The following is a 12,681-nucleotide window of genomic DNA, read 5'->3' on the forward strand; positions in this document are numbered from 1 at the left end:
CGCTTAAACCCCATAAACGACTCTATTTCCAGCGTGGTTTCTATGCCCTATCCCTTATGCAGCAACCTTTATAGGTAGGTTGTCACCCTCTGAGATTTTTTACACGATCTCAAAGATCGTCAGCAAAAATTTTAGTCATGTAATATTGGTTTTCTTGTCTCTAATCAACTAACGAGATCGGCGATCGCTTCTGAAGCGGGGACTACAGCTTCAGGCTGATAGCGGATGCCAGCTTGCTTGAAGCGATGTAAAGCTTCACCCAAGCGATCGCAGTCTGCAATCAAACTGATCCTGACATAACCCTCACCTGCAACCCCAAAGGCATTACCTGGAGTAACCACAACGCCTGTTTGTTGCAACACGTTCAGGGCAAAATCTGTGGAACCAACACCAACGGGACACTTCACCCAAAGATACATCGTTGCCTTGGTTTTGGGGATATCCCAACCCAACTCTCCTAACCCGTGAATCAGGAAATCGCGGCGGGTACGGTAGCGTTGTTGTACCTCGTGCAAATACACATCTGGCAGTTGCAAAGCTGTTTCGGCTGCTGTTTGTAATGCTGCAAAAATGCCGTAATCCAAGTTAGTTTTCAGCGTCCGCAAACCTTGAATTACATGGCGGTTGCCCACGACAAACCCGACGCGCCAACCAGCCATATTGTAGGTTTTAGATAAGGTGTGAAATTCCACACCAATATCTTTCGCGCCGGGAATTTCTAACAAGCTAGTAGGTTGATAACCATCAAAAGCTAACTCGGCATAACACAAATCATGCACCAGCAAAATTTCATATTTGCGGGCGAAGGCGACGATTTCTTCAAAAAATTCGCGGGGGGCGGTGGCAGCGGTGGGATTGCTGGGATAGTTGAAATAGAGAATTTTAGCTTGTCTTGCAACTTCGTCAGGAATGGCAGCTAAATCAATTAACCAGTCATTTTCAGGTTTAAGAATCAAACTATGGATTTTCCCGCCAGCGATCGCCGGGCCGCGAAAATGTGCCGGATAAGCTGGGGAAGGAACCAGAACTAAATCACCAGGGTTAATGTAGGCGATCGCTAAATGGGTTAATCCTTCTTTAGAACCCAGCAATGGTAAGGCTTCGCTATCAGGATCGAGAACCACATCATAACGGCGACGATACCAGTTAGTGATGGCACGGCGGAAACTAGCTGTGCCCTCAAAGGGTGGATAACCGTGATTGCTAGGATCTTTTAAAGCTGCGATCGCCGCTTCAACAACTGGTGCTGGCGTTGCACCATCGGGGTTTCCCATACCCAAGTCAATTAAATCTAACCCTTGTTCCCGTGCTTTAGCTTTCAGTTCATCTAAACGGGCAAATACATAAGGTGGTAGTTTTTGTATGCGTTCTGCTGGGACAATCCAATTTAAACTCATAAAACCTCGTCACTCATTCCCTTGGGCGAAACTCGATTTGTTGTATCTCTACTATCTATAGGTGCAGTGGTAGAAACCATTGCCGCCATCAACTGTTCTGGCGCGACTTTAAACGGTAGTCGATGAATGTCAGAATTAGGAACTAGAGCCATTTCGGCGGCTGTTTGCAATTCACCTAATGTAATATTGCCCAATTCCAAATCACTCAATTTTTGGGGTAGTCCAATTTCTGTGTAGAACTTTAACAACTGTTGTCGTGCCGATGCTGCTAGTTGATTACCTTGTAGCATTTCTTCTAAACGCAGTTGCACCAAAATCCCAAAAGCAACTTTTTCGCCATGAATACTGCCATGTCCCGAAATATGAGTTAAACCGTTATGCACGGCATGGGCGGCAACTGTGCGACACTGCGCCCCTCCAAGTCCCCCAACTACCCCAGCTAGTAACACAGTAGCATCTACCACTTCTCGCCAAATCTCACTACTTGGTTCTTCCAGGGCGGCGGCTGACTTTTGCAACAAGATATCTCGCAAAACTCGTGCTTGTTGCACCGCAGCAATAATTAAAGTGTCTTGCAGGTGTCCACTGCTAACTGAAGCTTCGTACCACTTAGCGATCGCATCACCAATTCCAGCTATTAAGGTACGTTGTGGTGCAGTTTTAATCAAGTCATAATCGAGTATCAATAAATCGGGACAACGAGATAGCCCCACGTCGTAGAGAAAAGCTCCATCTTCCGAATAAACATTTGACAAGGCACTCCAAGCTGCACAAGTAGCGCCGGAAGTTGGAATTGTCACCACTGGTAGATGTAACTGCTGTGCGACTAATTTCGCTGTATCTAGGGCTTTGCCGCCACCAACACCGATAATGACATCAGCTTTATGTTCTTTTGCCTTCTCCTGTAAAGATTTCAGGCTAGCTTCGCAGCAATCTGCACCATAAGAAGCTTGGACAGTATGTAACTGCTGCGCTTCTAAAACTGGTTGTAAATTTTGTTGGCTGATAGCGAGAGTAGACTTACCTGCCACAATTAAGGGACGACTTCCCAAACAGGCAATCTCTGCTGCGGCTGTTTGCAACACCCCAGAACCACGGATTACTTTTGCGGGGGAAACTGTGAGCGTAAAGAACGAACTAGAGGTTTGAGTAGACAAAGAAGGTTGAGTAGAAAAATTATTGGGCATATAATCTCGTTTACCAAAACCTTGATATTTCTTAATAAAATAGACTAGCGATCGAGGATACTTGTTGCCAAGCTGGTTTTTGGATAGCTCCAACCTGACACCCAGATCATCTGGATTTGAGCCAAGCAATTAAATAGACAAGTCCTGTTGCCGAGTGATTGAGTAGTTTGACGACATTGCTTGAATCTATAAATATCCATTGGCCTGAAATTCCGAACTATCAAAGTTTTGAATAACCGTATAATTAATTAACATTACCATTGTCAGATTCTCAAGAAAAGCAATCGAGAATTGATAATGTGTAGGCGTTTGTGCTATTTCATGCAATTTTTAGCTACAGATATATATGTAAAGGTATGCAAATATATGTCCCTACAACCCCTTGATTTGCTGCAAAGAATTTTGAAAATGGCAACAGGGGCAATTAGGACAACAACTGACAAATTACAACTGTCAGTACCCATTACCCCATGCTAATTAACTTTTTCCCACAGTATAACCACTAAAGTGTGAATATCTTAATCTAAAAATAACCATTAATGTATCAGTAAATACAAAATAATGTTTGTCATCCTGATAACAGGTAAATTACTTTATTTTCTAGGATTGGGGATTGGGCATAAGAAGCAGAGGAGAAAGACTTACTGCTACTTCTCCCCTGCTCCCCTGCTCCCCTGCCTCTTAAGCAGTAGGTTTTGGCAATTTGGCGAAATTCTCTGTGTAAATTTTGACTGTTACCGGGGAATTTTGATGAGAAACGAGCGATCGCTTGACCTCACCCAAATAAATTGGGACAGAAATCCCTGTTTCCGGGTGGATAATGGTACGGGCGCGAACTGTCAAATTTCCGTCTTCCCGTGTACCTGAACGACCATAAGAAAAGAGATTGCTAGCTGCTTGACGTAAAGTTGCTTCTAATTGTGTGGGTGTAATTTGGGGTGATGTGGCAATCACCGCTTGTGTTGAGCCATTGTCATAAACTAGAGTGTACCGGGCTGCTCCAGGAATCACAGTCCGACTCAAGGGGACTATTGAGAGTCCAAATAAACCAGCAGTCACCACCAGCATAAAGCCAGTCGTACCCACCAACCGAAAGCGGATGCCCCATTTGAGAATAAAAGCCAAAAATGTCAAGGCAGCAAATACCAATGTAGCTATACCTGACCATTGGGTGTACTGAAGAAAGTTAGCTGTTGTGAGCATAAGGTTGCTTATGGAGGCGTCTTTTTTTCGTTACCGACACACCCATTTTACCGAGAGCTTACACCATAAGAGTTATCGTAGTCTTTAATGCCAATCAGAATATTAGACTTCTTGCAAAAGTCGGGGTAAAGGGTAAAGAAACTCAAAAACCTTTCCCTTTAACCTGAACACTATCAATAAATTGCCGTTCAATCAGCATCTTTGCTTTATTCAGAGCGAATCCTAATTTTAGCTGCCGCGTCGTTAAGTCAGCAAAAAACCACATTTTTTTGGCAGCAATTGCAGGGATAATCAGGCGATGTAAAAAGTCCTAAACCAGTGAATTAGCCAAAATAAAAGTTTTAGCAAATTTCTTTACATCTCAGGTTTAATGTTATTAAATAATCGACTTTAACAACACTGTTTAATTTAATATTCTCTTTTTGTTTAAATTATTTTGCGTTAAATTAATTTTTGATATATAACCGATCAATCCTGTGTTTGAATCGTGTTTAACTAAATAAAAATAATAAATATACAAAAGGGCATCTACAAGAGATGCCCGTCATGCAGGAAAACCCCAAAGGGATGTCCCTACACCTTCCCAACAATCAGCAACAGTGACTAATTAGGTATTAGTCACACTCACAGACGTGAATATAACAATCTTATTAACTTAAAACTCTCAATGTCCCCAGTGCATACACTGAAAAAACTAATACCTAATTTTGACGAGATGCAAGCCTGTCTTTTTCGTGATAACGATGTACTACTCCAACAATAGCAGCCAAAATTAGCCATGAAAGTGCATTCAAACGAAAATCAAAGAGGGTTACATCTACTGTATTCAATAAAATCCACCCAACAAAGGACAGAAGATAACTGAAAAATATCAATTTGTCTCCTGTATCTATATATTTTGACTTTTGCAGTAATTGGACACTTATAATCAAAATCCAAGCTAGTAAGCCACAAAATAAACAAGTACTGGGAAAACCAGTTTCAGCAGATAACATCAAAAACAAGTTATGGGGATGACCCAAGGGAATCTGCATCTTTGCTTTGTAAAGTGTACTAAAACTGCGTAATCCCCAACCAGTCCAAGGATGTTGTTGAGCTAAAGACCAGGCAAACTCCCATTGAGTTTTTCGCATTAAAGCGACTGGTCTATCTGGATACATATCGTCATTTAACCTTGCCCAAAAGAAGGCAGGAACTACGAAGCGAAAAATGTGAGCGACTGATGAGGGAGCAAAAGCCGCCAAAAGAATACTAGAGACGATCGCAGCAACGCTACCTACAAGAATGCGCCAACCTTGGTAGAGTGCATAAGCTAAACAGGCAAAAATAGCGATCGCCCACCCATTACGCGAGTTGGTAAAAATTAAAGCAATGAAATTTGTAATCACCGCCACGCTTAGGAAGAGAAAGGGAACTGGAGAGTGGGGCGCAGTCAGTCTTTCCCCCCTGCCTCTCTGCCCCTCTACTCCTCTGCCTCCTATGCCCAATCCCCAATACCTCATCCCTAATCGCCATTGTTCGATCCACAACCCTAGACTAAGGATGAAAACTATTACTAGATAAGCTGCGAAGGTGTTAGCGTGCAAGAAAAGTGAAGCGATACGACCAGGTGGGTTTCCGCCTGGTGTGATTGTCCAACTAAACACAACCCACACAAACTGGAACTTGAAACTCCAGCCTAAAAATAATTGTCCCAAGCCCATAATTGCTACAGGCATGGAACCGATCGCTAAAACCCAAGCCATTTGCCGCAATTGGGCAAATGTTTGAATTAGAGCGCTATGGGCAGCGAAAAGTAAAAAAAATGGTAATAAATTAAATAAGCCGAGGAAAGCTGCTGTTTTGTCTTGGGCAAACCCAGCACTCACGATCAGTAATAGACTCAACAGGGCAAATCCCCAGTTGAGGGGGCGGTGATTAATTTTGCGGGATTGTTTCAGCCAAGTTATTAATGAGACAAAACCTACAGTCACAGCCCCCACAAAAGGACTCAATGGGAAAATTAACAGTGCCCATAGAGAGTAGTTCCAAGAAGATTGCCAACGAGACTTGAAATAGTTAAAAACTTTGTTCAAGCTGGCTCCCAACATTCCTCACGAGTGAGGCGAATTTGAGCTAAGGCAAAGATGGTGGGAATAATTCGACCATAGTTAGTAGCGATCGCTCTCCAGCCTAAATCTGCAATAAACCAAGTCCACATCATTGGACCAATTACGGCAAACATCGTGCGGGCTGCCCCATAACGAGCTGCACTTACTGTCATACCCCGTTGCGCCATTTGCATTGCTACATAGCTTTGAAATTGCGTTGCAGCTGCTTCTGTACCTGTAATTGCCGTTTGTTTGGCTACTTCATAAGTAGCAAAGTGAATAGCAAATTGACGAGCAATTTGCTTAAGTACAAGTGGCTGGAGAAGAGAAGTAACCGCCAGCGCGCTACCGCCTTTGAAAAGTAACCCCAAGGGGTCACGTTGTAATAAAAGTGGTAGGGGTTGTTTTAATTCTGATTTGAGCAACTGGCGCTGCACCTGTAAAGTCAATTTTTGTTTTTCTTGTTCCGGCAATTTTTTCCATACCTGTCCTAACAGATGCAAAAATACTTCTGCTTCTAAATCAATAGTTGCCAGCTGATGAGAATAGGGAATTTTTAGATACTTACATACTTGAACTAACGCTTGTCGGTAAGTTACCTGCCCTGTGCGTCCTCGTAATACTGTTATCCCATCTGCCGCTAAAAAACGAAAGCGGCCCTCTAGTGCATCTAACCAAGCTTTGCGGTCTTGGCTTTGTACTTCGATGGGTTCGGGTGTGTGTACATAGTCTAAGGGATTGAACTTACGACTAAATAGAATTGCCGTTAAATCTTGCAATTCTTCTTCGGTCGCTAACTCTAGCGCCGCCCTCATTTCATCCAATTTCCCTTCCTCCCTTCCGTGCAGCTTTCTGTACCTTATTCTACTATTAGCTTTCAGCAGTCATTAGTAGTAATTTTGTCCTTTGATAATAACTAATGACCAATAATTAACTAGGGACTATTGACTCATGACTGATATTGCAGTGATTGGTGCCGGAATTGCTGGTTTAGTCTGCGCCCAGCAGTTAAGTCAAGCTGGATATTCGGTGGTAGTGGTGGAAAAGTCGCGTGGTTTGGGAGGAAGGCTAGCTACACGCCGCTTGCATGGAACTTTGGCGGATCATGGGGCTTGTTACCTGAAACCAAAGGGTGAATTATTGGAACGTTTTGTGGAGATATTACGCGATCGCCATATCCTAGAAGTTTGGACAGATGAGGTTTACGAACTCACAGCAGGCGCTCCTTTATCTGAACCGAAAAACCGCAGTCCGCGTTATATTGCACCTGGAGGAATGAGTGCGATCGCTAAATCCCTCGCCCCAGGTTTAGAAATATTACTGAATCAGCGTGTCATCGCTATTACCCCAACTCCCGAAAATAGCTGGCGTTTGACTCTCGAATCTAGTAATGAAGAATTAACTGCAAAAGCTATAGTTGTCGCTATTCCTGCACCCCAAGCTGTGATGTTATTGGAATCTTTGGATGAGAGTGTATTGGATGCAGTCTTTCTTGATAACTTGCGTTCTGTAGAATTTTATCCTTCGATTAGTGCGATCGCGGGATATCCTTCTACATCCCAACCCCTCCCTCAGTGGAAAGCCCTAACTTTTGTGGATAATACTGATTTAGCATGGATTGGTTTGGACAGTAGCAAGCGTCCTAACCCTCAACAACCACATTTTGTGGTGCAAAGTAGCGCTGATTTTGCCCAACGTCATCTAGAATCACAGGATTTACAACCTGCGGGACAATATATGTTGCAACGAGCAGCTGAATCTCTGTCTCTTCCTTGGCTGAATACTCCTGAATGGATGCAAGTACATCGTTGGCGTTATGCCTTTCCTAGCCATCCTTGGCACGAAGCTTTTTTGTCTGCTGGAACTCCCCTACCTTTAGTTTGCTGCGGTGATTGGTGTGCAGGCAATCTTGTCGAAGGTGCGATGCTTTCTGGATTAGCTGCGGCTGATGAAATTAACAATCAGTTGCATCATCTCTCTTTCGATAATGTGAATTTTTTCAACGTTTTTGCCCGATCATTTCATCTGTCGCTAGACTGATCCTGCACCATTGTGAGTCGCTATTTTTCTGACTGACTAAATCAAAGTGCAACAAATAAGTTTTTTAGATGAAATAGCAAATTTTGCTGCGAACCTAAAAAGTGATGCCAATTATCCAAAAAGCTTAACTTCATGAAAAACTTGTTCCTAATTCAAGTTTTTTTATTGCTGTTAGTCTTGATCCCCTAGCCTTGATGCTGCGTTTTATGTAGATTTCTGCCTTTTTGACAGAAATTTGAAATAATTAGGATTATAAATATAAAATGTCGGTAACTTACCAGCTTATTGGACGCTATTTTAATAAGTCATGCTGTAAGACAGTATAAAATTTAACTAAAACAAGCAAAGCCAAATGTCTGAGATTGTACCAAGATAAGAGGCTAGTTTTGGGGGTGATTGCATCTGTAAGTTGAGTTACTTTTAACTGATTGTCATCACGACGTTGCCATCTAAAAAAGTTATTTTCTCCACCAAGCATTGACTTGATTAAAAAAGGAGTTTAAAAACCATGAAAACGATAGTCAATTTAACACAACAATCAATAGTGGAAGAAATTGAAAGTATTTTGAATACATATCCATCCCATCCATATCAACAAGCCTTTGCGATTCCTGATTTACGCCAAGAGCTAATTACTTTCGTCCTCAGCCGCATTCCCTCCTTTTACAGCGTTATGTCTAATGAACAGATTCCAGCGGAGGCTGAACAAGGAAGCTTGGCTTATTACAAATTGCCTCGTAAACCCTTAGAGCAGCAACTACATTTACAGAATTTGATTCACCAAGGTATTTGTCTAATCGTTCAAGAAAAATCAGATTGGATTACCCATCGTGTTTGTGAGACAGTTCAACCAGCTTGTGAACCCTCTCACTGGTTTGGTTAATAGTTCTAACCAGATTTGGCTCTTTGCTGAAATATCATAACGTCCGCAGTGAATTTTGAATTTTTGAGCTAATCCCACAGACTTTAGCCGTGGGATTAGCTCAAAAATTTTTTAAGTATATTCCTCTTGAGGTGTAAACTTTGACAATTACTAAGTTCAAAGGATATTCCCAGGATATGAGAAAAATAACTCCTCTAATGCTAAGTATTTCCGTGAGTATCGGGATGGGAGTATTAACACCCAAAGTCACTAATGCTCAATTGTTTTACCCACCAGCAAGCGATCGCCATTCATTAATGGTAATCGGTCAAGGGGTAGTGAGAGTGCCAGCAGATACAGCGGATATTGAGTTGGTATTCAGTAGTGGAGGTAGCAATGAGGAGTTACAAACGCAACCATCAGCCTTCCCAGAAACCCGCCGAATATCCTCACCCTCCGGGTTCGGCAGTCCCTCTTTGTTGGAACAACAAGACCGGCCTGCCTCACCAACTCTACTTTTAAATTACAAAACAGCAGCAGAACCTTTACCAAACAAAAAATCACTTACTAAAGCAACTCTTCAGCCTGTAGTGGATAGTTTAGTTGCTAAAGGCATTAGGGCTGATAAAATTCAAGTACAAATTAATCCTAATGCCAGTGAAAATAACGCCAAGATATTGGTGAGACTAGAAAAACCAACGCGCGATCGCGTTCAGGAAATTGTTGCTACAGCGAACAAGTCCACAAGCCAGATTGAAAACCTTTCTGTCAAGAGTGTGGGTGTTGAGTACGCAGTTAATGACTGTCAGGCTTTACAGAGTTCAGTTTATCAATCAGCGATGAAAGATGCTCAAAGCCGCGCCCAGGCTTTAGCATCTGCGATGGAAGTTAAACTGAGTACTCCTTCTGTCGCCGAGCCATTTTACACATTATTTTATCCCTCATGTAATTCTAAAACTGGAGTTCCTTTACCGTCGTTTGCTAGTTTTTTATTATCACCAGCTTACGATCCAGAAGCACCGGCAGAAGTTGAAATGAAAAAGGATATTTTTGTAACATATACAACGAAATAAACATTTATATTTACTGCGTCGCACTTTTATTTAGTCAAAATTGGAAGTGCGATCGCACTGAATTATTTACTTCATCTTTTAACCTACATTCCGTAGATGTGATTGAGATTATTAATATTTTTGAGAAAAACCAGGGAAGGGGGGAAATGGATGGAATTTTCCCTTACCCTTTACCCTTTAACCTTTCCCCGACATCTTGAAAAAGGAACTTTTGCAAGATGTCTAATATCTGCGGAATATGGGTTAGAACATCAAGGACTAAAGTCCTGATTACGAACTTATTTACCCATCAATTTAAACGTCAATCACACTAATTGCTTTAACTGTGATTTCGCTAATTTATCAGGTGCGATCGCTCCATTCTCTGTAATGATGGCTGTAATTAACTCAGCTGGGGTGACATCAAAAGCTGGGTTGTAAAAATCTACACCCGCAGGTGTGAGAATGGTATCACCAACTTGATAGATTTCTGTTGGTTCGCGTTCTTCAATGGGAATTTGGCTGCCATCAGCTAATTCAAAATCAACGGTGGAAAGGGGTGCAGCTACAAAGAAAGGTATATTATGTGCTTTAGCTGCGATCGCAACACTATATGTACCAATTTTATTGGCAGTGTCACCATTAGCAGCAATTCGGTCAGCACCCACAACTACAGCATGAATCAAACCTTGTTTCATACAATGGGCTGCCATATTATCAGTAATTAATGTAACTGGAATCCCTTCTTGCACGCATTCCCAAGTGGTGAGTTTTGCGCCTTGCAAGCGGGGACGGGTTTCGTCGGCAAATAAACGTTCTAAACGTCCCTCTCTCCAAGCAGAACGCACAACACCCAAGGCTGTGCCATAACCAGCTGTAGCTAATGCCCCAGCGTTGCAGTGAGTAAGCAGCCTCAGCTTTCCTGGGGTAGTGGGCAAAACTGCCAAACCATTGTCGCCGATCGCTTGACAGGTTTGCAAATCTTCAGCGTTGATTGCTTGGGCTGTTTGGAAAAGGGTTTGCTTGATGTCTTCTACTGTTCCCAGCGTTTCGTAGGCGGCTTTCAGCATCCGGCTAATTGCCCAAAATAAATTGACCGCCGTGGGACGCGTAGAACGCAACAACTGAGCTACTTTATCTAAGTTTTGCAGAAATTCGGTGCGATCGCTTGTTTTAATTTCCCTTGCACCAAGATACATTCCATAAGCCGCAGCCACTCCAATTGCTGGCGCACCTCGCACAATCATAGTTTTAATCGCCCGCGCCATATCTTCACTGCGGTGAATTTCCACAAATGTATATTCGTTGGGTAAACGAGTTTGGTCAATTAGTGACACTGAGTCGTTGTGCCAAATAACGGGATAAACCTCGTTTGTCGAAGGTGTCATAGAAAAAGGTCGTTAGTAAAGGGTCAATATTTTTTACTTTAATGCACTTAGATGATTTCATTTGAAAAAACAAAATTCAATTAATTATTTTTAGCTATTGATAATTTTGCTGCGCGGGTGATTACTTAATATTTATTTACAGCACTTTGCAACTGAATGAGGTACAGAACCAAGCGTTCACAAATCAAATTATTCTTCTTCCTCCTGCCTCACTTCTCTACGAGAGGCTGCGCCAACGACTACGCTCAGTGACCACCTGCCTTCTGCCTTCTGCCTCAAAACCAGTGACTTTGTACCTCATGCAAAAGAAAACTGCTGTAATTTACTGCTTAACTGTCCTTGCATTCTCATTAGAAAAGTGGGAGGATGTTTGGCTAAAGGATTTATAAAATATCAGCATCTCTGAGTTGATATATAAAATTTTTTTGTCCTAACTAAATGGCAAATGTACACTTTGATAAAAGTTTAACTAATTATTCAAAGCCTTTGAAATAGAACTATGAAACGTCTTGTGATTTGCTGTGATGGAACTTGGCAACAGTTAACCAGTCTTTATCCAAGCAATGTGGTAAAGCTAGCTCAATCTGTGAAATCGATTGCCAGTGATGGGGTTACACAAATCGTATTTTATGACGAGGGCATTGGAACCGAGGGTCAAAAGGTTTTAGGCGGAGCTACCGGACTAGGAATCGATAGAAATATAGAAGATTGCTACCGATTTCTTAGTCTCAATTATGTTTCTGGTGACGAAATCTATTTGTTCGGCTTCAGTCGTGGTGCTTACACAGTTAGAAGTTTAGCCGGCATGATTTATTGCTCCGGTCTTCTAGATCGCCCCCATGTTACTAAAGCACATGAAGCCTACGAGCTTTACCGTAACCGTGGCATTAAACCCAAGGATAAGACAGCAGTAGAATACCGTCAAGCTTATGGCGATCGCGTCCCTATAACCTTACTCGGTTGTTTTGACACCGTTGGCGCCCTTGGTATTCCTGGGATACCAGCCTTTAGTAGGTTAAGCAAACAGCTTAATATGCGCTACAGATTCCATGACACTACTTTAAACAAATGTGTTCAGAATGCATTGCACGCGATGGCGATTGACGAAATCCGCGAAATCTTTGATGTCACTCCCATGAAAAAGCATCCTGATGCTGAAAAACAGCGGGTGATTCAAAAGTGGTTTCCAGGCGTACACGGTTGCGTTGGTGGTGGAACCGAAGAAAATAGTGGGTTATCAGATGCTGCTTTACAGTGGATGATTGATTCCATCGGTGAACTAGGATTAGGTCTTGACTTAGATCCAAATGTAATTCCGACAGGCATCAACCCTAATTATGAATGTGATTTTAAGAACGATGCTGGATTCTTTAGACATCTCCGAAAACAGTTAAAGCCTTTGTGTGGCTAGGCTGTAGCCCGTAAATGCAATCATCTTAAATTAGTTAGTCTGTACGATAAA

The 12,681-nt window shown here is 42.2% G+C and carries 11 protein-coding genes; 4 read left to right on the forward strand and 7 right to left on the reverse strand.

What is annotated here, in order from left to right; translation table 11 throughout:
- Nucleotides 1-164: 164 nt before the first annotated feature.
- From V7K45_RS19280 to V7K45_RS19305, 6 genes are all read right to left on the reverse strand, one after another.
- Entirely contained in the window at nt 165-1,397 is a 1,233-nt protein-coding gene (locus tag V7K45_RS19280) for an aspartate aminotransferase (RefSeq protein ID WP_335006184.1), read from the reverse strand.
- Nucleotides 1,394-2,584, reverse strand: coding sequence for an iron-containing alcohol dehydrogenase family protein (locus tag V7K45_RS19285; protein ID WP_335006186.1), 1,191 nt, complete (start codon nt 2,582-2,584; stop codon nt 1,394-1,396). The genes V7K45_RS19280 and V7K45_RS19285 overlap by 4 nt, the downstream gene beginning before the upstream one ends.
- 44 nt (nt 2,585-2,628) lie before the next feature.
- Nucleotides 2,629-2,784, reverse strand: a complete 156-nt coding sequence (locus V7K45_RS19290) for a hypothetical protein (RefSeq protein WP_335006188.1) — start codon at nt 2,782-2,784, stop codon at nt 2,629-2,631.
- A gap of 481 nt (nt 2,785-3,265) precedes the next feature.
- Nucleotides 3,266-3,787 carry a Ycf51 family protein gene (locus tag V7K45_RS19295; protein ID WP_335006190.1) on the reverse strand — a complete coding sequence of 174 codons (522 nt, stop codon included), beginning with the start codon at nt 3,785-3,787 and terminating at the stop codon, nt 3,266-3,268.
- 701 nt (nt 3,788-4,488) lie between these two features.
- Nucleotides 4,489-5,877 carry an O-antigen ligase family protein gene (locus V7K45_RS19300; RefSeq protein WP_335006193.1) on the reverse strand — a complete coding sequence of 463 codons (1,389 nt, stop codon included), beginning with the start codon at nt 5,875-5,877 and terminating at the stop codon, nt 4,489-4,491.
- The gene (locus V7K45_RS19305; protein ID WP_335006195.1) at nt 5,859-6,701 is read right to left on the reverse strand and encodes a YaaW family protein; all 843 of its coding nucleotides are present in this window, start codon (nt 6,699-6,701) and stop codon (nt 5,859-5,861) included. Before V7K45_RS19305 ends, V7K45_RS19300 begins: the two co-directional genes overlap by 19 nt.
- Before the next feature lie 127 nt (nt 6,702-6,828).
- Between V7K45_RS19305 and V7K45_RS19310 the strand changes: the two genes are divergently transcribed.
- The 3 genes from V7K45_RS19310 to V7K45_RS19320 all read left to right on the forward strand — a co-directional run bounded on the left by V7K45_RS19310 (nt 6,829) and on the right by V7K45_RS19320 (nt 9,852).
- The gene (locus V7K45_RS19310; RefSeq protein WP_335006197.1) at nt 6,829-7,917 is read left to right on the forward strand and encodes an NAD(P)/FAD-dependent oxidoreductase; all 1,089 of its coding nucleotides are present in this window, start codon (nt 6,829-6,831) and stop codon (nt 7,915-7,917) included.
- A gap of 508 nt (nt 7,918-8,425) precedes the next feature.
- On the forward strand, nt 8,426-8,800 hold the full coding sequence (locus tag V7K45_RS19315) for a hypothetical protein (protein WP_335006199.1): 375 nt from the start codon (nt 8,426-8,428) through the stop codon (nt 8,798-8,800).
- Nucleotides 8,801-8,976: 176 nt separating this feature from the next.
- On the forward strand, nt 8,977-9,852 hold the full coding sequence (locus V7K45_RS19320) for an SIMPL domain-containing protein (RefSeq protein WP_335006202.1): 876 nt from the start codon (nt 8,977-8,979) through the stop codon (nt 9,850-9,852).
- A 305-nt stretch (nt 9,853-10,157) separates the two neighbouring features.
- Here the strand turns inward: V7K45_RS19320 and mtnA are convergent, their stop codons facing one another.
- The gene (gene mtnA / locus V7K45_RS19325) at nt 10,158-11,219 is read right to left on the reverse strand and encodes an S-methyl-5-thioribose-1-phosphate isomerase (protein ID WP_335006204.1); all 1,062 of its coding nucleotides are present in this window, start codon (nt 11,217-11,219) and stop codon (nt 10,158-10,160) included.
- Between the two features lie 499 nt (nt 11,220-11,718).
- On the opposite strand from mtnA, the gene V7K45_RS19330 reads away from it, so the two are divergent.
- Nucleotides 11,719-12,630: a DUF2235 domain-containing protein gene (locus V7K45_RS19330; RefSeq protein ID WP_335006206.1), complete on the forward strand. Its 912-nt coding sequence runs from the start codon at nt 11,719-11,721 to the stop codon at nt 12,628-12,630.
- The last annotated feature ends 51 nt before the right edge of the window (nt 12,631-12,681 follow it).

The organism is Nostoc sp. (assembly GCF_036917375.1).
GTDB lineage: Bacteria > Cyanobacteriota > Cyanobacteriia > Cyanobacteriales > Nostocaceae > Nostoc.

What these genes read in the sequence shown, in the direction of transcription:
- V7K45_RS19280 (WP_335006184.1), bottom strand. Translation starts at nt 1,397, where the DNA reads ATGAGTTTAAATTGGATTGTCCCAGCAGAACGCATACAAAAACTACCA.
- V7K45_RS19285 (WP_335006186.1), bottom strand. Translation starts at nt 2,584, where the DNA reads ATGCCCAATAATTTTTCTACTCAACCTTCTTTGTCTACTCAAACCTCT.
- V7K45_RS19290 (WP_335006188.1), bottom strand. Translation starts at nt 2,784, where the DNA reads ATGGATATTTATAGATTCAAGCAATGTCGTCAAACTACTCAATCACTC.
- V7K45_RS19295 (WP_335006190.1), bottom strand. Translation starts at nt 3,787, where the DNA reads ATGCTCACAACAGCTAACTTTCTTCAGTACACCCAATGGTCAGGTATA.
- V7K45_RS19300 (WP_335006193.1), bottom strand. Translation starts at nt 5,877, where the DNA reads ATGTTGGGAGCCAGCTTGAACAAAGTTTTTAACTATTTCAAGTCTCGT.
- V7K45_RS19310 (WP_335006197.1), top strand. Translation starts at nt 6,829, where the DNA reads ATGACTGATATTGCAGTGATTGGTGCCGGAATTGCTGGTTTAGTCTGC.
- V7K45_RS19315 (WP_335006199.1), top strand. Translation starts at nt 8,426, where the DNA reads ATGAAAACGATAGTCAATTTAACACAACAATCAATAGTGGAAGAAATT.
- V7K45_RS19320 (WP_335006202.1), top strand. Translation starts at nt 8,977, where the DNA reads ATGAGAAAAATAACTCCTCTAATGCTAAGTATTTCCGTGAGTATCGGG.
- mtnA (WP_335006204.1), bottom strand. Translation starts at nt 11,219, where the DNA reads ATGACACCTTCGACAAACGAGGTTTATCCCGTTATTTGGCACAACGAC.
- V7K45_RS19330 (WP_335006206.1), top strand. Translation starts at nt 11,719, where the DNA reads ATGAAACGTCTTGTGATTTGCTGTGATGGAACTTGGCAACAGTTAACC.